We start from the raw sequence: 26,974 nt of genomic DNA on the forward strand, positions 1-26,974 counted from the left end.
TCCGCTGGAACCCGAATCCTGCGGAATTCGGTGGCCGGTCTCTCGTCGGCATTCACAGTACAGCGCCTGCAGCTGGCGGCGAAGGCAGCTCTGGCCGCCGGCCTCGCTTTCGCCATTGCTCCCCTGATGCCAGGATCCGCTGCCGACTATCCGTACTACGCGCCGCTCGGCGCCCTGGTGTCGATGTACCACAACGTGGCCGGATCCTTCCGGCAGGGTCTCCAGGCGCTCGTCGGACTCGCTCTGGGTATCGGGCTCGCCTTTGCGCTGGTCAGTGTCGGTGATCCGTCACCGCTGTCTGTTGCGGTCGTTATGGGACTCGGCGTGCTGCTCGGCGGTCTCCCCCGCATCGGCTCGGGCAGCGATTGGATTCCGACGGCGGCGCTGCTGGTCCTGCTGGTGGGGGGAAGCAACCGGGACGACTTTTCCTTCGGCTACCTCATCCAGATGGGCGTCGGCGTCGTCGTGGGCATTGCCGTCAACTTCCTGGTCTTTCCTCCCCTGCACTTCAACGCGGCGGCCACCAGCCTGGGCAAACTCCGGCTGGCCCTCGGGCGGCAACTGACTGACATGGGAACGGCCCTGACTGAAAAGTGGCCTCCCGAGCATGAGGACTGGTCCCGCCGGTCGACCGAGCTGGCCGAAGCAGCCAGCACGGTCCGCCATCTCGTGCAGGAGGCTGATGCGAGCCGACGCGCCAATCCGCGGCGGCGGCTCCATCCTCGCGATGTGGATCTCGACTACCGCAACCTTCGTGACCTGGAGCGGGTGACGTTCCACATCCAGGACATGACAGAAGTCCTGTCCGATGTCATCTGGACAGACGACGCACCTTATACGGTGCCTTTCAACGACAGTGCGCCCCTGGCCGCGGCCATGACCGCCACAGGCGAACTCCTGGCCTCGTTCGACGGTGAGGATGAAGCCGACCAGCGGCGGCTGTTCGCTGCCGCAAAGTCGGCGGTGGAGGCCGGTATGGCAACGGTTGCGGAGCGGGCCCAGGAGGATTCGGCCGTGACAGCGTCCGGGTCCATCCTCCTGAGCCTGCACCGTGTCCTCAGGGCTGTGCGGCCGGCGTCCTAGATCGGTGCCACGGAGCCGCTGAAGTGGCGGCGGCCGGAGCGGGGGTTCCACGCCACAAATTCGGCCCGCTGCCAGCCTTCGCCAGGCGTCTGTGCCGTGGTGATATCCAGGGCGGTGATAGCCAAGGCAACGCGGGCAGGAAGGAACACCGGAGCCTCGAACGTGACATCCCACGTGAACGCTTCGCCCTTGGCCGGCCCGACATCCGCGAGGGCCCTCGAGGCAAGGTACATCCCGTGTGCGATGGAGCGGCGCATGCCCAGGGCCTTGGCAGAAAGCACGCTCAGGTGGATGGGGTTGAAGTCTCCTGAAACGGCGGCATACGCCCTTCCCGTGTCGACCCCCAAATGCCAAATCGCGGTGGGGTCCGGAGGCGTGAAATCGGCCTGGCCGTTGTGGGGCGTTGGCTTGTCGATGCCGGGGAGGAACACGCCCTTGGCCAGGTAGGAGGAGCGCCCGGTCCACTTGATGTCCGGCGTATCCGCGCCGCGGATCTCTGCCACAACGTCAAGTTGCGTGCCGGATCGGTGGCCCCGGAGGTTCTCAACCCTGGCCTGGATGTCCAGGGATTCCGTGAAGAGCACCGGCGACCTCTGCTCCACATGGTTGCTGAGATGGACCATGCCCAGGAGTGGCAGCGGGAAATCGTCGCGGTTCATCACACTCATGGCCAGCGGGAATGCCAGTGCGTGGAGGTATCCGGCCGGCAGAGTGTCCCTGGCAGTCAGCCCGATGAGGTGCTGGTAGGCGGTGAGGTTGCCGACGTCGGCCCTTACCCCGCGCACTTCGTGGCTAGTGACCGGAAGGTTTGATCCGTTGTGCGTGCCCAACACGCGCCGCCGCGCGGTCTGCGCGGCGGCATTGACGTAGAGCTTGGACAGGGACGGCATCTCCCCCAGGATGACCGGCTGGACAGTACTCATGCCCCCACCAGGTTCTGTCCGCAGATCCGCAGCACGTCGCCGTTGATGCCCCCGGCGGCGTCGCTCGCCAGAAAGGAAATGGCCTCCGCGACGTCGGACGGTTGGCCACCTTGCTGCAGCGAATTCAGCCGCCGTCCCACTTCGCGGACGGCAAACGGGATCCGTGCTGTCATGTCTGTTTCGATGAAACCGGGCGCCACCGCGTTGATGGTCCCGCCGTTCGCCGCCAGAAGGGGCGCAGAAGCGCGCACCATACCCATCACGCCGCCCTTGGACGCCGCGTAGTTGGTCTGGCCGCGGTTGCCCGCGATGCCGCTGGTGGATGCCACCGAGACAATCCGTGGTGAATTACGGAAGTGTTCGGAAGCAAGGAGCGCTTCGTTGATTCTGAGCTGGGCGGCGATGTTGATGTTCACGACGGAGGTCCAGCGACCGTGGTCCATATTGGCGAGCAGCTTGTCCCGGGTAATTCCTGCGTTGTGGATGACGATGTCCAGGCGGCCGTGACGCTGCACGGCGTGGTCGATGATCCGCTGGCCGGCATCTGCGCGGCTGATGTCCAGTTGAAGGGCCGTGCCGCGGACTTCGTTGGCGACGGCGGCCAAATGGTCCCCGGCTGCCGGGATGTCTACGAGGACCAGGATGGCCCCGTCCCGGTGGAGGGTCCGGGCAATAGCCGCACCGATGCCGCGGGCGGCGCCGGTGACCACGGCAACCTTGCCGGCGAGCGGCTTCTCGAAGTCCGGGGGCAGGTGGCCCTGCTCGGTTGCCACAGTCAGGAACTGGCCATCCACAAATGCCGACCGGCCGGACAGAAAGAACCGAAGGGCGGCCAGGGCGCTGGGGCTGGTGCTCTGGACACCTTCTGCCAGGACGATGCCGTTCGCTGTTGCGCCGGCCCGGAGTTCCTTGGCAAGCGACCGCAGGAAGCCATCGACGCCTTGCCGGGCAGCCGACTGTGCAGGGGACGCGGTTTCGGCGGCCGGCCGGGAGATGGTGATGACGCGGGCGCTGGGGCCGAGATCACGCAGTGATGCCGCGGCGGACAGCACCGGCTTTTCAAGATCCTCGGGCCGGGTCAGCTCATCCAGGGCCAGAATGATCGCGCCAAGTTTTTCGCGGGGCACCGCGTGGCGCCGGACGTCCAGGTCCCAGGAGAGCAGCCTGGCGGCCAGTTCGTCGGCACCGGCGGTGTTGCCCTGGACGAGGACGGGGCCGGTGACCAGGGGCTGGCCCGGCTTGAAGCGGCGCAGCACGGCAGGCTGGGGCAGGCCCAGCCGTTTGGCGATGTTCTTGCCCACGCCCTGGTTGACGAGCGTGGTGTATTTATCCGTCATCCGGTACCCCTAGAGTGCTTCGAGTATTGCGACGACGCCCTGGCCGCCGGCGGCGCAGATGGAAATAAGTCCGCGCGCAGGCCTTCCCTCGACGGTGCCTTTGGCCTGCAGCATCTTGGCCAGCGAGGCCACGATGCGTCCGCCGGTGGCTGCGAACGGGTGGCCCGCGGCCAGGGAGGAGCCGTTGACGTTCAGCTTGGTGCGGTCGATGCTGCCGAAGGCACCCTCAAGTCCCAGCCGGGTGCGGCCGAACTCATCATCTTCCCAGGCGGCCAGGGTGCTCAGGACAGTCCCGGCGAAGGCTTCGTGGATCTCAAAGAAGTCGAAGTCATCCAGCGTCAGTCCGTTGCGGGCCAGCAGCCTGGGGACCGCAAACGCGGGAGCCATAAGCAGTCCGTCCTTGCCGTGGACGAAGTCCACGGCGGCAGCTTCACCATCCACGACGGTGGCGAGCTTCGGCAGGTCATGGGCATCAGCCCAGTCTTCGGATGCGAGCAGGACCGTGGAGGCCCCGTCGGTCAGCGGTGTGGAGTTTCCCGCCGTCATGGTGGCCTCGGCGCCGAGGCTCTTCCCGAAGACGGGCTTGAGTGTAGCCAGCTTCTCCAATGTGGTGTCCGCCCTCAGGTTTGAGTCCTTGGCGAGGCCCCGGTATGGCGTCAGGAGGTCATCGAAGAATCCTGCGTCATACGCGGCGGAAAGGTTGCGGTGGCTGTTGAAAGCCAGCTCATCCTGCGCCTCGCGCGAAATGTTCCATTGCGCGGTGGTCAGCGCCTGGTGCTCGCCCATGGACAGGCCGGTGCGTGGCTCCCCCGTATTCGGAGCATCGGGGGCCAGGTCCCTGGGCCGCAGGCGGCTGAGTACCTGCAGGCGCTGGGGCAGTGTCTTGGCGCGGTTGAGGTCCAGGAGTATCTCGCGGAGGCCTTCGCTGACAGCAATGGGGGCATCCGACGCCGAGTCGACACCACCGGCGATGGCGGAATCGATCTGGCCCAGTTTGATCTTGTTGGCCAGGCCCAGAACCGTTTCGAGGCCGGTGGCGCACGCCTGCTGCAGGTCGTAGGCGGGGGTTTCCGCCGACAACGCCGAACCCAGGACTGCCTCGCGGGTGAGGTTGAAGTCGCGGGAGTGCTTGAGTACGGCCCCCGCCGCAACCTCGCCGATCCGCTCATCCTGGAGGCCAAACCTGGCGATAAGACCATCCAGTGCGGCGGTGAGCATGTCCTGGTTGGAAGACTTCGTGTAGGCCCCGCCGGACCGGGCAAACGGGATCCGGTTACCACCCACAATTACGGCCCGGCGGACTGGACGCGCCGCGCCGGAAGTCGTGGGGCTGGCGAATTCGTGGGGTCCGGTGCCGGACTGTCCATTGACGGACATGGGTGACTCCTCTGATCTGCGACGGTTACCGATACCCAGCGTACCTGATACGCTGAGTATCGTGAACAACCTCCACGCAGAAGTCCCGACGCCGGCTGCCGGCGCAATTGCCGACGGCCGTTCGGCCCGCTGGCAGACCCACCGGGAGGAACGACGCCGGGCGCTCATCAAGTCCGCACGCCGCGCGGTCCACGCGCTGGGCAGCGATGCCTCCATGGAGGAGATTGCAGCGGCCGCCGGCACCTCAAAGTCGGTCTTCTACCGCTATTTCGGCGATAAGGCAGGACTTCAGCACGCCGTCGGGGAAGTTGTCCTGAGCCAGATGCAGCGCAAGATCCGCGAAGCGGCGCAGGGTGCCCAGACTCCTCGGGAAGGGCTGCTGGCCATGATTTCTGCCTATCTCCAGATGGCGGAAACCAGCCCCAATGTCTACAGTTTCGTCACCCGCTATGCGCCGGTGGATGCGGACAGCCACCAGGGATCGGCGGCCATCTCGGGAGCCCTTGGCCACTTCTTCGATTCCATCGCAGAGATGATCGCCGCGCCAATGCGGACCCACCTCGGCGAAGGCAAAGAAGCGGTGATCGGCTACTGGCCCACGGCGGCCATCGGCCTGGTCCGAAATGCCGGTGAGCAATGGCTCAGCACGCCGGCTTCGGCGGCGAAACCGGACCAGGAAGCCATGGCCCGCCAGATCACGGCCTGGTTATGCGTGGGGATCGCCCCCGAGCTTAGCCCCGCCAGCGCGGCATGATTCCGCCCCAAGAACCTCACACCCTCCTGTCAGAACCAACGAAGGACATTGACATGACCGAAGTAGTGGACCGCCCCACCGGCCCGGACGCCGCCGTAACGAATACAGCCGTAGCTAATGCCGCCGTAGCGAACACAGCCGCTGCGGGCCCAGCGGTCACCAGCCCCAGCGCCAACTACGGCTCGGCTGTGCAGCCCGCCGTCGACGTTGCCGCCCTCGGCGAGCAACTCCTGGGCAAATGGGCGGACTCCCGTCGCCAATCCCGCGCGCTGGCCAGTGACCCTGCACTGCACAAAATTGAAGGACTGACGCACACCGAACACCGGACGCGAACCTTCGGCCAGTTGAAGTACCTCGTGGACAACAGCGCCGTACACCGGGCCTTCCCGTTGGCACTGGGCGGTTCCGATGACCACGGCGGCAACATCGCGGCCTTCGAGGAACTGGTCACCGCCGACCCGTCCCTGCAGATTAAGGCTGGTGTCCAGTGGGGCCTCTTCGGCTCGGCCGTGATGCACCTGGGCACGCAGCAGCACCACACCAACTGGCTGCCAGGCATCATGAGCCTGGAGATCCCCGGCTGCTTCGCCATGACGGAGACCGGCCACGGTTCCGATGTGGCCAGCATCGCCACCACCGCGACCTACGACGTCAAAACCCAGGAATTTGTGGTCCATACACCGTTCCGCGCTGCGTGGAAGGACTACATCGGCAATGCAGCCATCGACGGCCTCGGCGCCGTCGTTTTCGCCCAGCTCGTGACAAATGGCGTCAACCATGGCGTGCATGCCTTCTACGTTGACCTCCGGGACCCCCAGACCAAGGAGTTCATGCCCGGGATCGGTGGCGAGGACGACGGAGTCAAGGGCGGCCTCAACGGGATCGACAACGGCAGGCTGCATTTCGACAACGTCCGCATCCCCCGCACCAACCTGCTGAACCGCTACGGCGATGTGGCACCTGACGGGACCTACACGTCGTCCATTGCCAGCCCCGGCCGCCGCTTTTTCACCATGCTGGGAACTCTCGTCCAGGGCCGCGTGTCATTGGACGGCGCGGCCGTGGCGGCGTCGAAGGTCGCCCTGACAGCAGCCATCCGCTACGCCACCGAACGGCGCCAGTTTAACGCGTCGTCACACACTGACGAAGAGGTCCTCCTGGACTACCAGCGCCACCAGCGGCGCCTGTTTACCCGGCTGGCGACGACGTATGCCGCGGGCTTCGCGCACGAGCAGCTCCTCCAGAAATTCGACGACGTCTTTTCCGGCGCCCACGATACTGACGAGGACCGGCAGGATTTGGAAACCCTCGCCGCAGCCCTGAAGCCGCTGAGCACCTGGCATGCCCTTGACACCCTGCAGGAATGCCGCGAGGCGTGCGGCGGCGCCGGCTTCCTGATCGAAAACCGCTATGCCTCCCTTCGTGCGGACATGGACGTCTATGTCACGTTTGAGGGCGACAACACCGTGCTGCTCCAGCTTGTGGCCAAGCGCCTCCTGGCCGACTATGCCAAGGAGTTCAGGAATGTCGATTTTGGCGTCCTTGCACGCTACGTGGTGGCCCAGGCAACGGGCGTGGCGATCCACCGCACCGGCCTGCGGCAGGTGGCACAGTTCGTCGCCGATACCGGATCAGTCCAGAAGGCTGCCATTGCGCTCCGGGACGAGGAAGGCCAGCGCGCCCTCCTGACGGACCGCGTCCAGACCATGGTGGCCGACGTCGGAGCGGCCCTGAAGGGCGCCAACCAGCTGCCCGTCGAAAAGGGGGCAGCCCTCTTCAACCAGCACCAGAACGAGCTGATCGATGCTGCCCAGGCCCACGCCGAGCTCCTGCAATGGGAGGCGTTCACGGCGGCCCTGGAAGACGTCACGGACCCCGGCACCAAGCGGGTCCTGACCTGGCTGCGCGACCTGTTCGGCCTGTCGCTGATCGAGAAGAACCTGTCCTGGTACCTGATGAACGGCCGGCTCTCCATGCAACGGGCACGCACCGTGGGTGATTACATTAACCGGCTCCTGGTCAAGATCAGGCCCCATGCCCTGGACCTTGTGGACGCCTTCGGGTACGGCGATGACCACGTGCGTGCGGCGATCGCCACCGGTGCCGAGAAGACCCGGCAGGACGAGGCCCGCGCCTACGTCAGGGCACAGCGGGCCAGCGGCAACGCACCCGTCGACGAAAAGGTGCTGCTGGCGCGCACGGCTACCTCCCGATAAAGCAACGCGAGTTCACTTCAAGCCCCTCCGACGCCCCGGAATGGGCACTTTGTGACCCCGCGTTGGATCAAGCGTTTTGTACGAACGACGGCGCCGCTCCCCTCGGTGGGGGCGGCGCCGTCGTGCGCTGTCTGGTCACTAGTGCTGCTGTTCCTGCCGTCCGTCAGGAAAGCACTGAGCGGTAGACCTCGAGGGTGGTCTCGGTGATGGAGTCCCAGGAGAAGTGCTCCTCCGCACGGCGGCGGCCGGCCTGGCCCATGGCACGTGCCCATTCGGGATCGGACACCACCTCGGTCAGAGCGGCGGCAAATTCCGTCACGAACTCCTCCGGATCAAGCGGCGTGCCTGTACCGTCGGTGACCTGCTCCAGGTCCACCAACAGGCCCGTCTCGCCATGCTGGACCACCTCGGGAATGCCGCCCGTAGCGCTGGCCACCACGGCAGCACCGCAGGCCATCGCCTCGAGGTTGACGATGCCCAGCGGTTCATAGATGGACGGGCAGGCGAACGCTGTGGCGTGGCTGAGGACCTGGATGAGTTCGTTCCGCGGCAGCATCCGTTCGATCAGCACGACGCCGGTCCGCTGGCTCTGCAGCTCCTCGATCAGGCGTGCAGTTTCTGCGGCGAGCTCGGGAGTATCCGCCGCCCCAAGGCACAGCACGAGCTGCACATCGGCCGGAAGCTTCGCGGCTGCACGCAGGAGGTAAGGCACGCCCTTCTGGCGCGTGTTGCGGCCGACAAACACCACGCTCGGCTTATCCGGATCAATGCCCAGGGCGCGGACGACGTCCTGGTTTTCGTCGCGCTGCCACAGTTCGACGTCGATGCCGTTGTGGACCACCCTGACTTTGGCAGGGTCAACGTCCGGGTAGCTGCGAAGAATGTCCTGGCGCATGCCTTCCGAAACGGCGATGATCGCTGCTGCCGCCTCGTAGGCAGTTTTCTCGACCCAGGAGGACAACGCGTAGCCGCCGCCAAGCTGCTCGGCCTTCCACGGCCTCAGGGGCTCCAGGCTGTGGGCACTTAATACGTGCGGGATGCCGTGGAGCAGGGACGCCAGATGGCCGGCCATGTTCGCATACCAGGTGTGCGAATGGACCAGATCGGCACCTGCCACGTCCGGCACGATCCGCAGGTCCACCCCGAGCGTCTGGACGGCGGCGTTGGCCGAGCCCAGGTCTTCGGGAACGGAATAGGAGGTCACCCCGGCACCGTGGTAATCGGCGTCGCGGGGTGCACCGAAGGCACGAACCTGCAGGTCAACATGCTTACTAAGCACCCTGCTCAATTCGGCCACGTGGACTCCGGCGCCTCCGTAGATCTCGGGCGGGAACTCTTTAGTCACAATGTCTATTCGCACGTTACCCAAGGTAGTCCTTCCGCACTATCTGTTCTAGTGTGAAGGGGTCCGGGCATGCCGGACTGTTTGGGGTTACGAAGGCGTACAGGAGCTACTACCATGCCGTTGAATAAAAGAGTCCTGGCCATTGTCCTCGCGGGCGGCGAGGGAAACAGGCTAATGCCACTGACGGCAGACCGGGCGAAACCTGCAGTGCCTTTTGCCGGCAGTTACCGGCTGATCGACTTTGCGCTGTCCAACCTGGTGAATTCACGCTACCTGCAGATCGTGGTCCTGACCCAGTACAAGTCCCACAGCCTTGACCGCCACATTTCCGAGACCTGGCGGATGTCCACGCAGCTGGGCAATTATGTGGCGTCCGTGCCGGCGCAGCAGCGCGTCGGCAAGAGCTGGTTCCTCGGCAGCGCCAACGCCATCTACCAGTCCCTGAACCTGATCCATGACGCCAACCCCGACATCGTCGTCGTGGTTGGTGCGGACCACGTGTATCGCATGGACTTCGCCCAGATGGTGGAGCAGCATGTGCAGAGCGGCGCCAAGGCCACTGTGGCCGCCGTGCGCCAGCCGTTGAGCATGGCCAACCAGTTCGGTGTGATCGAGGTGGACCAGGAGGACCCGCAGAAGATCGCTGCATTTGTGGAAAAGCCCGCCACAACTCCTGGCCTGGCCGCTGATCCCACCCAGTTCCTGGCTTCCATGGGCAACTACGTTTTCGACGCCGACGCGCTGGTGGATGCCCTTCACGTGGACGCCGAACGGCTCGACACCAAGCACGACATGGGCGGGGACATCATCCCCTACTTCGTCAGCCAGGGTGAGGCCGGAGTCTACGACTTCACCCTCAACGACATCCCCGGCTCCACGGAACGCGACCGGACCTACTGGCGCGACGTCGGCACCATTGATTCGTTCTACGACGCCCACATTGACCTCATCTCCCCGTTGCCTGTGTTCAACCTCTACAACTCTGAGTGGCCCATTTACACGCGCCAGAGCATCTCCCCGCCGGCCAAGTTCGTCCGCGGTCAAAACGACACCGTGGGCACCGCCCTGGACTCCATCGTGTCCAGCGGCGTGGTCGTCTCCGGCGGCGTCGTGGAGGGCTCCGTCCTGTCCAACGACGTCTTTGTGGGGAACGGCAGCAGGGTCATCGACTCGGTCCTGATGGACAAGGTGATTATCGGCGAAGGTGCCGTGGTCAACCGGGCCATCCTGGACAAGAACGTTAAGGTTCCGGCCGGCGCCGCGATCGGCCTGGACCATGACCTGGACCGCGCCCGCGGGTTCAAGGTGACGGAATCCGGTATTACGGTGCTCGCCAAGGGCCAGCAGGTGCCTGAGCCCGGGGACGCGGAACGTGCGCTCGCCGCTAAGAACCTCCACCTGGTACCGGATGCCGTCAAGGCAGCCACGGCCAACTACCCCGAACTCCGCGAATCAGTCGAGCAGGCCGCTGCGGTCCACGCCCAATCAGCCTCGCAGGCCGCAGCCGGCAGCCGCAAGGGCTAAGCGAAGTACTGGCAGGCCTGGCCGGGCTGCGAACCCGGCGGCACGGTCAGGCTGGATCTTCGCCAGGCTGTAAAATCGGTACAATGAGCTCCCCCGATCTGACGCCTGAGGAAATCCAGGCCTGCCTCAAGGTTTTGAACACCATCCACGTCTACGACGAGGAACACCCCGACTATGTCTCGGTGCGCCGTGCCACCGGGAAGATGTTCAAGGCCGTGAAGCGTCACCGCCGCGTCACCAAGCGGGACCTGATCTCCGAAGCCGACCGGGCCGTCATCGCCCAGACGGCAACGGCAGCACCGGACCGGATCGACGACGAGACCCAGGGCAACAAGCTGGAGACCTCGGCGACGGGCAAGGTGGCCGGGCACCTGATCCGTTCCCGCCCCTGCTATATCTGCAAGAAGCACTACACGCAGGTGGACGCTTTTTATCATCAGCTGTGCCCGGAATGCGCCGCCTTCAGCCACAGCAAGCGGGATGCCCGCACCGACCTGACAGGCCGGCGTGCGCTGCTCACCGGCGGGCGGGCCAAAATCGGCATGTACATCGCGCTGCGCCTGCTCCGGGATGGCGCGCACACCACCATCACCACCAGGTTCCCCAAAGACGCCGCACGCCGTTTTGCGGCAATGGAAGACAGCAGCGAGTGGCTGCACCGGCTCCGGATCGTGGGCATCGACCTGCGCGACCCGTCACAGGTGATGGCCTTGACGGATTCGCTCAACGCCGCGGGCCCCCTGGACATCATCATCAACAACGCCGCCCAAACGGTGCGCCGATCCGGCAACGCCTACAAACCCCTGGTGGACGCCGAGGACGAGCCGCTGCCGGCAGCGCTGGAGCCGGCCAACGGCGGACCGGAACAGGTGACCTTCGGCCACGCCCACGACAAACACCCCCTCGCCCTGGCGAGCAGTGTCACGGATCACCCGGTGCTGGCCGGCGACGCCATCACTTCGCTGGCGCTCTCCACCGGCTCGGCCTCGCTGGAGCGGATCGCCTCCGGAACAGCGATCGACGCCGGCGGGCTCGTCCCGGACCTGGCTGACATCAACAGCTGGACCCAGGTGGTGGACGAGGTTGACCCCCTGGAAATGCTGGAAGTCCAGCTCTGCAACGTCACGGCCCCGTTCCTGCTGGTCAGCAGGCTCCGGGACGCCATGAAGCGCTCCACGGCGCACCGGAAATACATCGTCAACGTCTCCGCCATGGAAGGCCAGTTCTCCCGCGCCTACAAGGGCCCCGGGCATCCGCACACCAACATGGCCAAGGCGGCCCTGAACATGATGACTCGGACCAGCGCCCAGGAAATGCTGGACGCCGACGGGATCCTGATGACAGCGGTGGACACCGGCTGGATCACCGACGAACGCCCGCACTTCACCAAGGTCCGGCTTATGGAAGAGGGCTTCCACGCACCCCTGGACCTGGTGGACGGCGCCGCCCGCGTCTACGATCCGATCGTGATGGGCGAAAACGGCGAGGACCAGTACGGGGTCTTCCTCAAGGACTACAAGCCCAGCCCCTGGTAGGACGGACGCTGTCCTCTCCGGTGCGTTGGGCGTAGGCTCGGCGGCATGAGCATTGAAGCAACGTCCACCGGGTCAACGTCCAGCGAACCAACGTCCAGCGAACCAACGTCCCAGGTCCAGAACCTGGAACACCACGAATGCTGGGCCCTGTTGCGGACGGTTTCGGTAGGCAGGCTGGCCGTCCTGGTGGACGGTCAGCCTGACATCTTCCCCATCAACTACACGGTGGACGGCGGAACATTAGTGTTCCGCACCGGCGCTGGAACCAAGCTGGCCGCCGCCTCGGGAGGTGCCGCTGTGGCGTTGGAGGCCGACGGCGTGGATGCCGTCAGCGGCCTGGCCTGGAGCGTGGTGGTCAAGGGACCGGCAAAGGTCATCACAGGAACCGAAGGCATCCTGGACTCCGCAGCCCTGTACCTCTTCCCATGGCAGGCCGGGAAGAAAGACACCTTTGTCCGGGTGAGCCCGGGAACAGTGACCGGGCGCCGGTTCAAAGTCACCGCACCCATGACCTGGTGGACCCAGCTCAGCGGAGCGGCCAAGGCAGCCCCGGAGTAGTCCTGGGCAGGACGAGGAAACGCCCCCGACTGCCTAAGCGAGGCGGGTGATTTCCACGCTCACGCTGAGCGCCGATCCGCCGCCGCCGGACAGGATGCCCTTCAGCGGTGGTACGTCCCGGTAGTCCCGGCCCCTGGCGACGGTGACATGGTAGTCCCCTGCCGGCTTGTGGTTCGTAGGATCCCAGCTGCGCCACTCGCCGTCCCAGAACTCCAGCCACGCATGTGACTGGCCGGCGACTGTCTCGCCGATGGCCGCCGTCGACCGCGGGTGCAGGTATCCGGAGACGTACCGGGCGGGAATGCCGCAGCTGCGCAGCGCGCCGATGGCGAGGTGCGCGAGGTCCTGGCAGACGCCCTGCCGCTGTCCCCACGCTTCCTCGGCGTTGGTGGTAACCGCGGTGGAACCGGACATGTACGTCATCTCGCCGCGCATCCATTCGAAGATGGCCATGGCGGCCTCGTGCGGGTTCTTGCCCTCCACGACACCTGGAATGATGCCCAGTACCTCGTCACCGGGACCGCTCAGCTGGGACTGCGGCAGCCAGTCGCTGAACGTATTCAACGATTCCTTCGATGCCAGGACGTCCCAGCCGGCGATGTCTGCGTCAGCCGGGATTTTTTCCGCCCGGTGCACTTCAACGGTGATGTTGGAAACGACCTCAAGGTGGTCGTGCGGCATCTGCATGTCGAAGGCGGTGACCCGCGTGCCCCAGTAGTCCCGGTAGTTGCTCACGGCCGCCTGCGTCGGCGAGACCTTGAGCACGGATTCAAGGACCACCTGCTGGGGGTCGGTCAGCGGCGTCATGCGGGCTTCGTTGTACGAGAGCGTGACGCGCTTGTTGTACTTGTAGGCCGTGGTGTGGATGATGCTCAGCCGGGTCATGAAACTTCTCCCACCCAGGCGAGTTCGTCTGCCTGATTGAAGTATTTACGGGAAATGGCGTCCGAGGCCTGCGAGACGGCCTTCTGCACGCGTTCCATGTGCTCGGGCAGTTCGGACATCAGATCGTCCGTCCGGTGGAACTCTAGGAACGTACGGGCCTGGCCCACGATCCGGCGGGCGTCGTTGATGAAGCCCACGCGCTGCGCCGAAGGGTCCAGCTTGGCGAGGCACTCATCAGCGTCGCGCAGGGCGTAGACGATGGACCGCGGGAACAGCCGGTCAAGCAGGAGGAACTCGGCGGCGTGCTGGTCCCCGAACGCGGCCCGGCGCGTCCGCAGGAACGACTCATAGGCCCCCGCGCACCGCAGCATGTTGACCCAGGACATACCTGCAGAAAGGACATCCCGGGTGGAAAGCATCCGCGCCGTCATGTCCGCGCGCTCCAGGGACCGGCCCAATACCAGGAACAGCCAGCTTTCGTCATGGCTCACCGTGGTGTCGGCCAGGCCGCTGACCATGGCCGTCCGTTCCAGCGTCCAGTTGCAGAAGCGGTACGTCCCCACCACGTCCTTGCGGTGCTGGCTCAGCCCGTAGTAGGTGGTGTTGAGGCTTTCCCACAGGCCCGAGGACACGGTCTCGCGGGCACGGCGGGCATTCTCGCGCGCGGCTCCCAGCGACCCGGCGATGGAGGTTGCGCTTGTTTTGTCGTACGCCAGCGCATGGAGGAGTTCGGGCAGGCCGAAGTCTTCGCTCTGCGGCCGGGCGCCCATCACTGCGAGCAGTTCCTGGGCCACCCTGCGGCGTTCGTCCATGGGGAGGTGGTTCAGGCGTTCCAGGTGCACGTCCAGGATGCGGGCGGTGCCGTCGGCCCGCTCCACGTAGCGTCCGATCCAAAATAGGGACTCAGCAATACGGCTAAGCATTCGCGGTGACCTCCTGCGCGTCCGAAATCTGTGGGGATGACCCCGTGAACATTTGTGCCGGTTCGATGGCCCGGCTCACTGCTGCTGCTCCGACTGGCGGTCGCGCCAGTTGCTCTCCACGGGCCAGACGGATACCCGCTCGCGGATGGAAATGGTGGGCCGCGGAACAGTTTCCACCGGCACCTGGGGCGAGTCTGCCAGCACCCAGGTGTCCTTGGAGCCGCCGCCCTGGCTGGAGTTCACAATGAGGGAGCCTTCCTTGAGCGCCACCCTGGTGAGTCCGCCAGGAAGTACCCAGACATCGTCGCCGTCGTTGACGGCAAAGGGGCGCAGGTCCACGTGCCGCGGGCCGAACTTGTCCCCGCCGAGCGTTGGCACGGTGGAAAGCTGCAGGACCGGCTGGGCGATCCAGCCTCGAGGGTCAGCGACGACCCGCTTGCGCAGGGCCTCGAGTTCATCGTTGGAGGCGTCCGGCCCGATCACCAGGCCTTTGCCGCCGGAGCCGTCCACGGGCTTCACCACAAGCTCAGCCAGGTTGTCAAGGACGTATTCCCTGGAGTCCTTCTCCTCCAGCCGGAACGTATCCACGTTCGCGATGACGGGCTCCTCGCTGAGGTAGTAGCGGATGAGGTCCGGAACGTAGCTGTAGACAAGTTTGTCGTCGGCCACGCCGTTGCCCACGGCGTTGGCGATGGTCACGCCGCCGGCCCTGGCGGCGTTGACCAGCCCCGGGCAGCCGAGCATGGAATCCGAGCGGAACTGCAGGGGGTCCAGGAACTCGTCATCGATGCGTTTGTAGATCACGTCCACGCGCTGCTCACCGGCCGTGGTGCGCATGTAGACGCGGTTGCCGCGGCAGATGAGGTCGCGGCCTTCGACGAGCTCCACGCCCATCAGGCCGGCCAGCAGTGTGTGTTCGAAGTAGGCGCTGTTAAAGACGCCGGGGGTCAGCACCACAACCGTGGGATCGTCGACGCCGGCGGGCGCCGTTTTGCGCAGCGCGGACAGCAGCCGGCGGGGGTACTCTTCGACCGGCCGGATGAGCTGCTGGCCAAACGCTTCGGGCAGGCCCTTGGCCATGGCCCGCCGGTTTTCCAGGACGTAGCTGACGCCGGACGGCACCCGCACATTGTCTTCCAGGACGCGGAAGGTGCCTGCGGCGTCGCGCACCACATCGATGCCGGAGATGTGCACTCGGACTCCGCCGGACGGCTCGAAGCCGTGCACCTGGCGGTGGAAGTGGGCGCTGGTGGTGACGAGCTGGCGCGGGATGACGCCGTCCGCCACTACATTCATTTTGTCGTAGACATCGTTGAGGAAGGCTTCCAAGGCCCGGACGCGCTGCGCCACGCCCTTTTCCAGCACGGTCCACTCATCGGCGGGGATAATGCGGGGGACGATGTCGAGCGGAAAAGGCCGCTCCTCCCCCGCGAAGTCAAACGTCACACCGCGGTCCAGGAAGGTCCGTGCCATGGAGTCCGCCCGGGCGCTGACGTCAGCGAGGGAGAGCTTGCTAAGGGCATCGGCCACCTGGCCGTACGACTCGCGTGCTTCCTGGCCGGGGGCGAACATCTCGTCGTAGGCGCCGGTACGTTCGGCGGCCTCGGAGTAATCCTGAAATAGGTCTGACATGTCCTTTAGCCAACCATCTTTTTGTTTCGAAATCATTACCGCCATCCATTGTGGCGTGTTGCAGGGAGGCAACGGCGGTTCGTTGAATCCGTGTCCTATCCGGCAAGGTTAGTGAGTGCCAGAATCAAGTAATCCCGGGAGCTCCGGCGAGGGCGGGAACAGCGGCCTGAGGGCCCGCGTGCGTGACGCGACGATACGTTCCGGCAGGCTCCTGCCCGGCCTCCTGACGGCCACCCCCGCGCTGGCCGTGGCCTTCGCTGTACATGCTGTGGTGCCGGCCCTGCCCGCCATGACCGTCGCGGTGGCGCTGGGCCTGCTCGCCGCGAACCTGCCCGGCACGGCGGTGTGGATCGCCGGACGGGCGCGTCCGGGCCTGGACTTCGCGGGCAAGCACCTGATGCGGGGCGGCATCGTCCTGCTGGGCCTCAAGGTGAGCATCATGGACATCCTGGGCCTCGGCTGGCTGGCCATGGTCCTGATAACGGGCGTAGTGCTGCTGAGTTTCGGCGGCACCTACCTGCTGGTGCGGCTGTTCCGGCTGCCGCGTGAGACCGCGCTGCTGGTGGCAACCGGCTTTTCGATCTGCGGGGCGTCCGCCATCGGTGCCATGGCGGCCGTGCGGCGGATCCGGCATGCGGATACTGTCCTGCCGGTGGCGCTGGTGACACTGTGCGGCACGCTGGCGATCGGCATTCTGCCGCTGCTGATGCATCCCCTGCAGTTGAGCCCCCTCGCTTTCGGCGCCTGGACGGGTGCGTCGGTGCACGACGTCGGCCAGGTGGTGGCCACGGCGCAGACCGCCGGCACCGCAGCACTGGGCATCGCCGTCGTCGTTAAGCTCACCCGAGTGCTGCTCCTGGCACCGGTGGTGGCCGTGGCGGGCGTGCACCACCGCATGAGCACGTCAGGACAACATGCGCTGCCGCCGCTGGTGCCCCTGTTCGTGGTGGGGTTTGTGGCCATGGTGGCGCTTCGGTCCACGGACTGGCTCTCGGACGGCTGGCTCGACGCCGGTGCGGGGCTGCAGGACATTCTCCTGGGAGCGGCGCTCTTCGGGCTCGGGTCGGCCGTGCGGATCCGCACGCTCCTGCACACCGGAGCGAGGGCGCTGCTCGCGGCGCTGGCGGCCTGGCTGCTGATCGCGCTGCTGGGCCTGGCAGCGGCCCTGCTGATGACGGCCTAGGCCGGCAGCCGGATGGGGACCGGCACGCCCGGGTCCCGTGATTAGATAGCTGAGTGTCACATGAGAATCTGCAGCGCGATGAAGCCGCTCAACGGTCAGCCCTGATCAGCACCCACAGTTACGACGTCTCCCTGGATGTGCGGCAGGCAGCGGACCCGGACGTGGCGGGCTACATCAGCCGCACCGTTATCCACTTCTCCGCCGCCGTGCCGGGCCAGGGGCAGGGGCAGGGGCAGGTGGCGTCTACATTTCTGGATTTCATCGCCGGTGAGGTCCACAGCGTGTTCCTCAACGGCCAGGCGCTGCCCGTGGCCGACGTTGTGGACGGTTCCCGGATCCGCCTGGACAACCTGCAGGCAGAGAACCAGGTCACCGTCACCGGCACCGCCCTATACAGCCGGTCCGGTGAGGGCATGCACCGCTTTGTGGATCCGGCTGACGGCCAGTGCTACCTCTACACGCAGTATGAGCCCGCCGACGCCCGTCGAGTGTTCGCGAACTTTGAACAGCCTGACCTCAAGGCCGAGTACACATTCCACGTGATGGCACCGTCCGGCTGGGAGGTGGCCTCCAACGGCGTGGAAGCGGCCCGGACGCAGCTGACCAGCGATCCGGCCACCAGCCGCTGGGACTTCGCCACCACCCGCCCCATGTCCACCTACATCACCACAGTGCTCGCCGGGCCGTACTTTAAAGCCCAGGACCACTGGAGCGCCACGCTCGACGACGGCACGCAGCTGGAGGTTCCGCTGGCGCTGTACTGCCGGGCTTCCATGGCGGAATCGTTCGATGCCGCGGAGCTCTTCAGGCTGACCAAAAACGGGCTGGACTTCTTCAACCGGCTTTTCGATTTTCCCTACCCCTGGGGAAAATACGATCAGGCCTTTGTGCCCGAATACAACCTGGGCGCGATGGAAAACCCGGGGCTGGTCACGTTCACCGAAAGCTACGTGTTCACATCCCGCGCCACCGACGCGCAGTACCAGGCCCGGGCGAACACGCTGATGCACGAGATGGCGCACATGTGGTTCGGCGACCTTGTCACGATGCAGTGGTGGGACGACCTGTGGCTGAAGGAGTCCTTTGCGGACTACATGGGTACCCTCGGTGTGGACCGTGCCACGGACTGGGAGACAGCCTGGGTGAACTTCGCCAACAAGCGCAAGGCGTGGGCCTACGTCCAGGACCAGCTGCCCACCACCCACCCGATCGTTGCCGACATCCCTGACCTTGAGGCCGCCAAACAGAATTTTGACGGCATCACCTACGCCAAGGGCGCGTCCGTACTCAAGCAGCTGGTGGCGTACGTCGGGTTCAATGCTTTCATCGCCGGCTCACGGCAGTACTTCCGCGATCACGCCTACGGAAACACCTCACTGTCGGACCTGCTGAAGCCCCTCAGCGCTGCTTCCGGTCGCGACCTTGCCGGCTGGGCTGCCGCCTGGCTGCAGACCTCCGGCATCTCCACACTGTCGCTGGAGACGGAAACGCACGACGGCGTCGTCGGCGCCGTAACGATCGTCCAGGCCGCAGTGGACCCCGTTACCGGACGGGAGCAACTGCGGCCGCACCGGCTGCGCGTGGGCTCGTACAACTTCGATGCCGACGGCGACCTGGTCCGCACCTGGAGTTTTGAAACGGACGTTGCCGGAGCGCGGACAGAGGTCCCGGAGTTGGCCGGGCAGCCGCGGCCCGCCCTCCTGCTCGTCAACGATGATGACCTGACCTACGCAAAAGTCCGGCTGGACCCGGTGTCCGAGGAAACAGTTTTGGCATCCCTGGACCGCATCACCGATCCGATGGCCCGCGCCCTCTGCTGGACCGCGCTGTGGAACTCCGCCCGCGACGGGGAAAGCCCGGCCTCCCGCTACGTGGAGGCCGTGACGTCGTTCGGCCCGTCCGAAACGGGAGTCGGCGTGCTGCTGAACATCCTCGAGAACGCCGCCACCGCCGTCGAACGCTACACCCCCTTGGCCCAACGCGACGCGGTGCGCGGCGCCTTCCTGGCGGCGGCCGACGCCCAGCTGGGTAAGGCAGCGCCGGGCTCGGACCACCAGCTGGCCTGGGCGCGGACGCTCGCCGCCGTCAGCCGTCATGACGCTACCCTCCTCCCCCGACTGAGGTGCCTTCTGGACGGCACGGTGGTGGTGGACGGCCTGGCCGTGGACGCCGAGCTGCGCTGGAGCTTCTGGCACGCCCTGGCGGCCAATGGGCAGGCAACCCCCGAAGACCTGGACGCAGAACTCGAACGCGACACCACCGCTTCGGGCCGGGCGGGCCACGCCACAGCCCTCGCCGCCCGTCCGGAGCCTGGTGTGAAGGCCGCCGCCTGGCCCTCTGCCGTGGAGGGGACGGAGCTGTCGAACCAACTGCTCAGCGCCACCATCGTTGGATTTGCCACCGCCTCTGCTGCCCTGCTGGAACCCTATGTGGAGCCGTACTTCGAGTGCCTCCGCGGTGTCTGGGACAACAGGAGCATTGAAATCGCCAGCCGGATCGTCCGGGGGCTCTATCCCCTGGCGCAGGATCTGCCGGCGGGGACCTTGCCTGCGGAGCACGCCGTGGTGCTCCGCACGGATGCCTGGCTGATGGCTAACTCTGACGCGCCGCGGGCGCTGCGCCGGATCATTGTGGAGCAGCGGAACCACCTTCTGAGGGCGCTCAACGCACAGGCTCTGTAGATCACCCGGCAAGGCTCTTACGGGACCCGGTGCAGCCAATCCTCGGCGCCGAACTTGGTGGTCACCCGGTCCCGGGCGGCAGTGAGCTCGGCGGCAGTGAGTTCGGACGAGGTGGCCGCGTAGCGTTCGGTGAACACTTCCATCATGGCCGCGATGATCTCCGTGCGGGTCAGCCCGGTCTGCCGGCGCAGCGGATCAACCCGCTTCTTGGCGCTGCGCGTCCCCTTGTCCGAGAGCTTCTCCTTACCGATGCGCAGCACCTCGACCATCTTGTCGGCGTCGATGTCGTAGCTCATGGTGACGTGGTGCAGCATGCCGCCGTTGGCCAGGCGTTTCTGGGCGGCGCCGCCGATCTTGCCCTGGTCCGTGGCGATGTCGTTCAGGGGCACGTAAAACGCGGTCACCCCGATTTTCTCGAGGGCGGCCATCACCCAGGCGTCGAGGAATGCGTAGGAGTCCGCGAAGCTGATCCCGTCCACGAGCGTCTGCGGCAGGTACAGGGAGTAGGTGATGCAGTTGCCGGCCTCCATGAACATGGCTCCGCCACCGCTGATCCGGCGGACCACGGTGATGCCGTGCCGGGCGACGCCGTCGGGATCCAGCTCGTTGCGGAAGGACTGGAAACTGCCGATCACCACGGACGGTTCCTCCCAGTCCCAGAACCGCAGGGTGGGGTTGCGACGGCCGCCGCCCACCTCTTCGGTCAGCACCTCATCCAGCGCGACGTTGATATGCGTGGGCAGTACTGTGGGGGCGATGATGTTCCAGCGGTGGTCGGTCCAGGCCGTGGCCTTCGCCAGCGCGCGGCGGACCGTGACGGCCACGGCGTCGGCCGAAAAGCCGAACAGGACAGCGCCGGGCGGCAGCGAAGCGGTGACGGCCGCGGACAGCTCCGCCACGGTCGTGCTTTCCGGAAGTCCTGTCAGCGCCCGGTTGATGGCAGGCAGCGTCTCGTCGGGTTCGAGGAAAAAGTCGCCGCTGAGGGAGACGTCGGCGAGGACACCGTCCACAACGTCGAAATCCACCACCACAAGTTTGCCGCCGGGGACTTTGTACTCACCGTGGTGGCTGCGGGGGCGGTCTTCAGCGGCAAACGGCGAGGCAGTCATGCCACCCATCCTGCCCCACGATCAGGGCTCCCCGAAACGACAAAACCCCCGGACGCAAAAAGCCCGCACCGTTGCCGGTGCGGGCTTTCCAAAGAACCTTGGGGGGGTGAAGTGAATTACTTCGCGCCGCCGAAGCCCTTGAAGCGAGCGTTGAAGCGCTCGACGCGGCCTGCAGAGTCCATGATGCGCTGCTTGCCCGTGTAGAACGGGTGGGACTCGGAGGAGATTTCGACGTCAATGACCGGGTAGGTGTTTCCGTCTTCCCACTCGATGGTCTTCTTGGAAGACACGGTGGACTTGGTCAGGAACTTGACGCCGGAAGCCAGGTCGTTGAAAACAACAGCTTCGTACTTCGGGTGGATATCAGACTTCATAATGGGGCCTTTGTTCGCACAACTGGATTTTGCCAGCTGCCAGGTATGAATGGGATGGCTGGTGTCTGCTTCACTGCCGCAAGACAGAAAGCGCAGGACAGCCAGCTGTTAATAATAGCTGATCAGCGCGGACCCTGCGAACCGCGGGGCCGGAGTTCCCAGAACGCCACGGCGGAGGCCGCCGCCACGTTGAGGGAGTCCACGCCGGCGCACATGGGGATCTTCACGGCGAGGTCGACGGCGGCAAGCGTCTCGGCGCTCATGCCGGCACCTTCGGTGCCGAGCACCAGGGCCAGCCGGTCCGGATTGCGTGCGGCAAGCGCGTCCACGTCCACGGCGTCCCCGGTGAGTTCCAACGCGGCCACGGTGAAGCCGGCTTCCTTAAGCAGCGACAGGTCCTGCGGCCAGGACCCCAGCCGCGCCCAAGGCACCTGGAAGACCGTTCCCATGCTGACCCGGACGCTGCGGCGGTAGAGCGGATCGCCGCAGCGCGGCGAAATCAGGACGGCATCGATGTCCAGGGCCGCGGCCGACCGGAAGATGGCGCCCACGTTGGTGTGGTCCACGATGTCCTCCAGGATCGCGACCCGGCGCGCGCCTGCCAGCAAGTCGTGGAGAGGCACCGGTTCCGGCCGTTGCATGGCTGCCATGGCGCCGCGGTGGAGGTGGAACCCGGTGATCTCTTCGAGCAGGGCAGCGCTGCCAATAAAGGCGGGAACGTCGGGGTAGGCACTGAGGACATCCTGCAGGTCAGCCAGCCATTTCTCCGCCAGGAAGAACGACCTTGGACGGTGGCCGGCCGCCAACGCCCGGCGCAGGACCCGTGAGGATTCGGCGATGTACATTCCTTCAGCCGGTTCACGGAGCTTCCGCAGGTGAACGTCCGTCAGCTGCGTGTAGTCGGAGACACGGGGATCCCCGGCAGATTGAAGGTAGTGGATTGTCACCGGCTGATTATTTCATCAGGTTGGCGATCATAAAGCCCAGCGCCATCAGGCCGAGGGCAAAGATGACAGTCCGCAGCACAGCCGGGGACAGCCTCCGTCCCACCTTGGATCCCAGGAGGCCGCCGATCGTGGAGCTCCCGGCAATCAGGAGCACCACCAGCCAGTTGATCCGGTCAAACGCGAAGAGCAGGTAGGACACTGCGGCCACAAGGTTCACGCCGAGGACCAGGATGTTCTTCATGGCATTGGCGTTCTGGATGGTGCCGGTAAGGAACACGCCCAGAATGCCCACCAGGAGGATGCCTTGGGCGGCCACGAAGTAGCCCCCATAGACGCCGGCCAGGTACACCAGCACGATCAGGAGGATGCCATGGTGTTTGTCCTTGATGGCGTGCTCGGGGTTTTCCTCGCGGTTGCGGACCCAGGCCTGCAGCCGCGGCTGGAACACCACCATCAGCAGGGCAAGGACCAGGAGGACCGGTGCGACGTAGTGGAAGACCTTCTCCGGCAGGTGCAGCAGCAGCCAGGCTCCGGTGATGCCGCCCAGCAGCGACGCCGGGAGGAGCTTCAGCAGCTGCAGGCCGCGGCCCTTGAGCTCGCGGCGGTAGCCCCACGCGCCCGCTGCGGTGCCGGCCACAAGGCCCATCGCGTTGCTCATGGAAGCGACCACCGGAGTGACGCCGAGGGCGATCAGGACCGGGAAGGTGACCAGGGTGCCGGAGCCTACAACGGCGTTGATGGTGCCCGCCCACAGGCCGGCAAAAAACACAAAGATGCTGCTGAGAAGATCCACGGTTGGCGGCGCCGTGGCCTAGCGGCGGGCGGTGGCGGTGTAGCGGCCGGCGTTGACTGTGACGTCGAGTTCCACGCCGAAGGTCTTGCTGAGGTGCTCCGCCGTGAGCACACCCTCGAGGGGTCCGGCCGCCACCACGTTGGATTCACGGAGCAACATCGCGTGGGTGAAGCCAGGCGGCACTTCTTCGAGGTGGTGGGTGACCAGGACAATGGCCGGAGCGGCGTCATCACGGGCCAGTTCGGTGAGGCGGTGCACCAGGTCCTCGCGCCCACCCAGGTCCAGGCCGGCGGCAGGTTCGTCGAGCAGGAGGAGTTCCGGGTCAGTCATCAGGGCACGGGCAATCTGGACGCGCTTGCGCTCACCCTCAGAAAGGGACGCGAAAGCCCTGTTCAGGAACGGCCCCATGCCCCAGTCATTCAGCAGCCTGAAAGCCCGGCGTTCGTCAGCCCTCTCATAGCCCTCACGCCACCGCCCCGTCACGCCGTACGCCGCCGTGACGACTACATTGAGGACCGTTTCGTGCCCGGGAATCTGGTTGGCCAGTGCGGCGGAGGACAGTCCGATGCGGGGCCGGAGTTCAAACACGTCCACGGAGCCGAGGATTTCCTCCAGGACGCCGGCTATGCCGCTGGTGGGGTGGAGACGGGCTGCAGCAATCTGCAGGAGAGTGGTCTTGCCTGCGCCGTTGGGTCCCAGGATGACCCAGCGCTCGCCCTCCTTGACCTGCCAGTCCACCTTGTTCAGGAGCGTCTTAGACCCACGGACAACGCTGACGGCGGCCAATTCAAGAACATCACTCATAGGAGTAGACACTAGGACAAAACAGGGACGGACTGATAACTGAAACGTGGACAGCGACGCCCGTCACAGTCCCGGGCACGGCCCGTCTGCTGGCTGGCCCACGGGTTCGCCATCAACGTGGCGCAATCAATTCGGGCGGCTCTCCCCCGCTGGCTAAGATTGCAGCCATGACTTCGAACGTGACTGCGGTCAGCTATGGCCCAAAATTGACTGCCTCCGGGCTCGACAAGCTGCGCTCCGCCCTGACGGGCAGTGGCGCCACGCTCCAATCCGAATCAAGGGGCGGGGACAGCCGGTTTGAGGTCCACACTGCCGAGGTCGCCGTCGCGGATGGCACGGACGCCGGCATTTCGGCGCTCCGCCGGGCGGTGGCCGAGGCGGCGCAGGATGGCCTGGACACCGCCATCGTTCCCGCTGGCCTTCGTGCGGCTCCGCGGAAGCTGTTGATCATGGACGTTGATTCGACGCTGATCCAGCAGGAAGTCATCGAGCTCCTGGCAGCCTATGCGGGCAAGCGGGAGGAAGTGGCGGCAGTCACCGAAGCGGCGATGCGCGGTGAACTGGACTTCGCGCAGAGCCTCCACGCGCGGGTGGCCGTGCTCGCAGGGCTGCCGGCCGCCGTCGTCGATTCTGTCCGGGCGGAAGTGAAGCTGAGCGAAGGTGCCGCTGAGCTGGTTGCGGCATTCAAGGCTGCAGGCCACGTGGTGGCCGTGGTGTCCGGCGGGTTCAACCAGATCCTGGGTCCCATCGCTGAGGATCTGGGCCTGGACTACTGGCTGGCGAACGAACTTGAGATTGTGGACGGCGCCCTGACCGGCAAGGTGCTCGGTGCCGTCATCGACCGTGCGGCGAAGGAAAAGTACCTGCGCGAGTGGGCGGCTGCAGAAGGAATCGCGATGGAACACACCATTGCCGTAGGCGACGGCGCCAACGACCTGGACATGCTCGGGGCCGCCGGGATGGGAGTGGCGTTCAATGCCAAACCTGCGGTCCGGGCAGTTGCGGACTCTGCGATCAACATGCCGTACCTCGACGCCGTGCGCCACATAGCCGGCGTCTGAGCCGCAGGCTCCGTCCCGCCGGCCGGGTCGAATCAGCCCGGACGATCAGCCCGGACGATCAGCCTGGTCCGCTCAGCCCGTGGGCGGCGTGTACTGGCTCGCGGTGAATACGGCTCCGCCGGGATCCCGGATCAGGACGGTGCGCGTCCAGTCGGTATCGTCCTGCCCCAGGATGTCGGCGCCGAGGCGCTCCGCATCCTCGGCCGTACGGTCCCGGTCTGCGACAGTAAACGTCACGTGCCACTGCGGACGCTCACCCGGCGCCGCGGAGGCAAGCCAGGCAACAGCATCCTCGAAGCCGCGGGGCACGAGGTCGCCCGACTGGCGAGCCCTGATGTTGGGGTCCACGGTGGCCTCAAGGTGATCACCGTATCAGGGGCGGCGGATCATGATTCCGAAGTCCAGGTTGTCGAACTGCCAGCCGAAGGCCGTCGTGTAGAAAGCGACTGCTGCCTCGTTGTTTGTCGTGTAGAGATCACTGAAGTTCCATCCGCCGGGAAGGTTGACGGCCTGGGCACCGAGCCGCTCGCGGGCCTGCCAGATGCGGAGCTCGGCGCCTTCGGGATCTGCCAGTACTGCCTGCACGCCTCCTGAGCCCGCATCGGCAGGGGCCGATTTCAGTGTTGCGCCGACGGAGAGCAGGTGGCGCGCGGCCGCATCTGCTTCGTCGACGGAGACGTAGGTGTTCCACGTGGCGGCATCGGTTCCGGGGCCCGTGATGGCGCCGGCATCCTGGCCGTCAAGGGTGGCTATGACGTACCTGCCGGTGCCGCCGGACGGGGCGGTGTCCTCGAATTCCCACCCAAAGATTCCGCCATAGAAGAGCATGGCGGCCTCCACGTCGGGCTGCTCGGTGTCCACCCAGCACGGAACACCTGCCGGATAGCTACGGCCTGTCACCTCTGGTTGCTGTGCCATTCATAAACCCTAGGCGGCGTTGCCCTCATAGACAACGCCCTCGACAATGCCCCAGACAGACAGACAGACAGACAGACGGACTGGGCTTCGCGACAGACAAAAGCTCCGGGCAGGAGTACTGCCCGGAGCTCGTCGTGGTGATGGGGTTTTGGCGCGGGCAACTACGGCCCTTGCGGGATGCCCGGAACGGCTACTCGGCGCCCTTGCCGAAGTAGTCGGAGCCGCCGGCGTATTCCGTGTGGCCGGATTCGACGTCCGCGGTCGCCATGCTGGCCACAACCTCAGCGAACTCCTCCACGGAATAGAGCTTTCCGGCCTCGGCACGGCGGGCCTCGATGGCGCCCGGGTTCGAGCGGTCCAGCAGCGTCGCCGTGACGGTGCCTTCGATCATGTCGCCGGACACCACCACCAGCGAGATGCCCTTCTCAGCCAGGCTCGGAAGGAGCTCACGCAGGGCGTCCTCGCCGGCACGCTTGCTGCGGGCCACGGGCTCGTATTCGGGCATGGTGGGCACGGAGTTGATGAAGTGGGCCTGGTGGCTGGTCACGAAGACCACGCGTGAGCCTTCCTTCATCAGGGGCACGGCGGCGTTGAGCATGTTGACCTGGGCGTCGCGGTTCAGCTTCTGGGCGTAGTCGTCTGCCATGCCGGACTCCATGCCGCCGGAAGCGTTGAGCACCAGGACGTCCAGCGAACCGAAGTTCTCCATGGCAGCGCTGGCCAGGGCCTGCACGCCTTCCTGGGTGGTGAGGTCCGCGCCCACTGCGGTGGCGCGGCCGCCGGCAGCTTCAATTCCTGCGACCACCCTGTTGGCGCGCGGCGCCTTCTGGCGGTAATTAACTACGACGGCGGCGCCCTCGGCAGCGAGGTTCTTGGCCACTTCAGCGCCGATTCCCCGTGAGGATCCGGTCACAATGGCGGTTTTGTTGTCCAGCAGTCCCATATGGGCTCCTTTGTTTGAAACGTCTAAATCGCTTGAGGTCTGAAGTCCATCATGCCAGCGCTCGCGCCA

At 65.8% G+C, this 26,974-nt stretch carries 24 protein-coding genes; 9 read left to right on the forward strand and 15 right to left on the reverse strand.

Annotated elements, in window-relative coordinates:
• Window positions 1-30 precede the first annotated feature (30 nt).
• A complete protein-coding gene (locus tag ACX80M_RS02535) occupies window positions 31-1,083 on the forward strand; it encodes an FUSC family protein (protein WP_252598923.1) in 1,053 nt (350 codons plus the stop codon).
• Here the strand turns inward: ACX80M_RS02535 and ACX80M_RS02540 are convergent.
• Genes ACX80M_RS02540 through ACX80M_RS02550 form a run of 3 tightly spaced genes read right to left on the reverse strand, consistent with a single transcriptional unit; the run spans window position 1,080 to window position 4,720 of the window.
• Window positions 1,080-2,006, reverse strand: coding sequence for a MaoC family dehydratase (locus ACX80M_RS02540; protein WP_252598815.1), 927 nt, complete (start codon window positions 2,004-2,006; stop codon window positions 1,080-1,082). The genes ACX80M_RS02535 and ACX80M_RS02540 overlap by 4 nt on opposite strands.
• Window positions 2,003-3,343: a 3-oxoacyl-ACP reductase gene (locus ACX80M_RS02545; RefSeq protein ID WP_252598814.1), complete on the reverse strand. Its 1,341-nt coding sequence runs from the start codon at window positions 3,341-3,343 to the stop codon at window positions 2,003-2,005. The genes ACX80M_RS02540 and ACX80M_RS02545 overlap by 4 nt, the downstream gene beginning before the upstream one ends.
• Before the next feature lie 9 nt (window positions 3,344-3,352).
• Entirely contained in the window at window positions 3,353-4,720 is a 1,368-nt protein-coding gene (locus ACX80M_RS02550; RefSeq protein WP_252598813.1) for an acetyl-CoA C-acetyltransferase, read from the reverse strand.
• A gap of 61 nt (window positions 4,721-4,781) precedes the next feature.
• Here ACX80M_RS02550 and ACX80M_RS02555 point away from each other — a divergent pair, with 61 nt between their 5' ends.
• Window positions 4,782-5,474 (forward strand): TetR/AcrR family transcriptional regulator, encoded by a 693-nt coding sequence (locus tag ACX80M_RS02555; protein ID WP_459308652.1) that lies wholly within the window; start codon window positions 4,782-4,784, stop codon window positions 5,472-5,474.
• A 53-nt stretch (window positions 5,475-5,527) separates the two neighbouring features.
• Window positions 5,528-7,690, forward strand: a complete 2,163-nt coding sequence (locus tag ACX80M_RS02560; RefSeq protein ID WP_459308655.1) for an acyl-CoA dehydrogenase family protein — start codon at window positions 5,528-5,530, stop codon at window positions 7,688-7,690.
• A gap of 163 nt (window positions 7,691-7,853) precedes the next feature.
• On the opposite strand, the gene glgA is transcribed toward ACX80M_RS02560, so the two are convergent.
• Window positions 7,854-9,050 carry a glycogen synthase gene (gene glgA, locus ACX80M_RS02565; protein ID WP_459308657.1) on the reverse strand — a complete coding sequence of 399 codons (1,197 nt, stop codon included), beginning with the start codon at window positions 9,048-9,050 and terminating at the stop codon, window positions 7,854-7,856.
• Between the two features lie 99 nt (window positions 9,051-9,149).
• Here glgA and glgC point away from each other — a divergent pair, with 99 nt between their 5' ends.
• From glgC to ACX80M_RS02580, 3 genes are all read left to right on the forward strand, one after another.
• Window positions 9,150-10,559 carry a glucose-1-phosphate adenylyltransferase gene (gene glgC / locus ACX80M_RS02570; protein ID WP_459308659.1) on the forward strand — a complete coding sequence of 470 codons (1,410 nt, stop codon included), beginning with the start codon at window positions 9,150-9,152 and terminating at the stop codon, window positions 10,557-10,559.
• Between the two features lie 83 nt (window positions 10,560-10,642).
• Entirely contained in the window at window positions 10,643-12,094 is a 1,452-nt protein-coding gene (locus ACX80M_RS02575) for an SDR family NAD(P)-dependent oxidoreductase (RefSeq protein ID WP_459308661.1), read from the forward strand.
• A gap of 45 nt (window positions 12,095-12,139) precedes the next feature.
• Window positions 12,140-12,652: a pyridoxamine 5'-phosphate oxidase family protein gene (locus ACX80M_RS02580; protein ID WP_459308663.1), complete on the forward strand. Its 513-nt coding sequence runs from the start codon at window positions 12,140-12,142 to the stop codon at window positions 12,650-12,652.
• A gap of 33 nt (window positions 12,653-12,685) precedes the next feature.
• Here ACX80M_RS02580 and ACX80M_RS02585 read toward each other — a convergent pair whose 3' ends face one another.
• From ACX80M_RS02585 to ACX80M_RS02595, 3 genes are all read right to left on the reverse strand, one after another.
• Window positions 12,686-13,537 (reverse strand): transglutaminase family protein, encoded by an 852-nt coding sequence (locus tag ACX80M_RS02585; protein ID WP_104061463.1) that lies wholly within the window; start codon window positions 13,535-13,537, stop codon window positions 12,686-12,688.
• A complete protein-coding gene (locus tag ACX80M_RS02590) occupies window positions 13,534-14,460 on the reverse strand; it encodes an alpha-E domain-containing protein (protein WP_056339904.1) in 927 nt (308 codons plus the stop codon). The genes ACX80M_RS02585 and ACX80M_RS02590 overlap by 4 nt, the downstream gene beginning before the upstream one ends.
• A gap of 75 nt (window positions 14,461-14,535) precedes the next feature.
• Window positions 14,536-16,092 (reverse strand): circularly permuted type 2 ATP-grasp protein, encoded by a 1,557-nt coding sequence (locus ACX80M_RS02595; RefSeq protein WP_459308666.1) that lies wholly within the window; start codon window positions 16,090-16,092, stop codon window positions 14,536-14,538.
• Between the two features lie 115 nt (window positions 16,093-16,207).
• Here ACX80M_RS02595 and ACX80M_RS02600 point away from each other — a divergent pair, with 115 nt between their 5' ends.
• Together ACX80M_RS02600 and pepN are read left to right on the forward strand one after the other, a co-directional pair.
• On the forward strand, window positions 16,208-17,275 hold the full coding sequence (locus ACX80M_RS02600) for a YeiH family protein (RefSeq protein WP_252598806.1): 1,068 nt from the start codon (window positions 16,208-16,210) through the stop codon (window positions 17,273-17,275).
• Between the two features lie 53 nt (window positions 17,276-17,328).
• Complete coding sequence (gene pepN, locus ACX80M_RS02605) at window positions 17,329-19,956, forward strand: aminopeptidase N (RefSeq protein ID WP_459308669.1); 2,628 nt, start codon at window positions 17,329-17,331, stop codon at window positions 19,954-19,956.
• Between the two features lie 17 nt (window positions 19,957-19,973).
• Here pepN and ACX80M_RS02610 read toward each other — a convergent pair whose 3' ends face one another.
• The 5 genes from ACX80M_RS02610 to ACX80M_RS02630 all read right to left on the reverse strand — a co-directional run bounded on the left by ACX80M_RS02610 (window position 19,974) and on the right by ACX80M_RS02630 (window position 23,983).
• Complete coding sequence (locus ACX80M_RS02610) at window positions 19,974-21,065, reverse strand: lipoate--protein ligase family protein (RefSeq protein WP_459308671.1); 1,092 nt, start codon at window positions 21,063-21,065, stop codon at window positions 19,974-19,976.
• 116 nt (window positions 21,066-21,181) lie between these two features.
• Window positions 21,182-21,439 (reverse strand): type B 50S ribosomal protein L31, encoded by a 258-nt coding sequence (locus ACX80M_RS02615; protein WP_056339888.1) that lies wholly within the window; start codon window positions 21,437-21,439, stop codon window positions 21,182-21,184.
• 122 nt (window positions 21,440-21,561) lie between these two features.
• A complete protein-coding gene (locus ACX80M_RS02620; RefSeq protein ID WP_459308674.1) occupies window positions 21,562-22,386 on the reverse strand; it encodes a TrmH family RNA methyltransferase in 825 nt (274 codons plus the stop codon).
• A 7-nt stretch (window positions 22,387-22,393) separates the two neighbouring features.
• Complete coding sequence (locus tag ACX80M_RS02625) at window positions 22,394-23,179, reverse strand: sulfite exporter TauE/SafE family protein (protein ID WP_459308679.1); 786 nt, start codon at window positions 23,177-23,179, stop codon at window positions 22,394-22,396.
• A gap of 18 nt (window positions 23,180-23,197) precedes the next feature.
• Complete coding sequence (locus ACX80M_RS02630) at window positions 23,198-23,983, reverse strand: ABC transporter ATP-binding protein (RefSeq protein WP_058932497.1); 786 nt, start codon at window positions 23,981-23,983, stop codon at window positions 23,198-23,200.
• 167 nt (window positions 23,984-24,150) lie between these two features.
• Here ACX80M_RS02630 and serB point away from each other — a divergent pair, with 167 nt between their 5' ends.
• Window positions 24,151-25,044, forward strand: coding sequence for a phosphoserine phosphatase SerB (serB, locus tag ACX80M_RS02635; RefSeq protein WP_104061456.1), 894 nt, complete (start codon window positions 24,151-24,153; stop codon window positions 25,042-25,044).
• Window positions 25,045-25,116: 72 nt separating this feature from the next.
• Here the strand turns inward: serB and ACX80M_RS02640 are convergent, their stop codons facing one another.
• The 3 genes from ACX80M_RS02640 to ACX80M_RS02650 form a co-directional block, all read right to left on the reverse strand.
• A complete protein-coding gene (locus tag ACX80M_RS02640; protein WP_252598801.1) occupies window positions 25,117-25,392 on the reverse strand; it encodes a VOC family protein in 276 nt (91 codons plus the stop codon).
• 24 nt (window positions 25,393-25,416) lie between these two features.
• On the reverse strand, window positions 25,417-25,962 hold the full coding sequence (locus ACX80M_RS02645) for a VOC family protein (RefSeq protein ID WP_459308683.1): 546 nt from the start codon (window positions 25,960-25,962) through the stop codon (window positions 25,417-25,419).
• Between the two features lie 190 nt (window positions 25,963-26,152).
• The gene (locus ACX80M_RS02650) at window positions 26,153-26,905 is read right to left on the reverse strand and encodes an SDR family oxidoreductase (protein WP_459308685.1); all 753 of its coding nucleotides are present in this window, start codon (window positions 26,903-26,905) and stop codon (window positions 26,153-26,155) included.
• Window positions 26,906-26,974: the final 69 nt, after the last annotated feature.

The sequence above is a fragment of the Pseudarthrobacter sp. MDT1-22 genome (genome assembly GCF_054511035.1).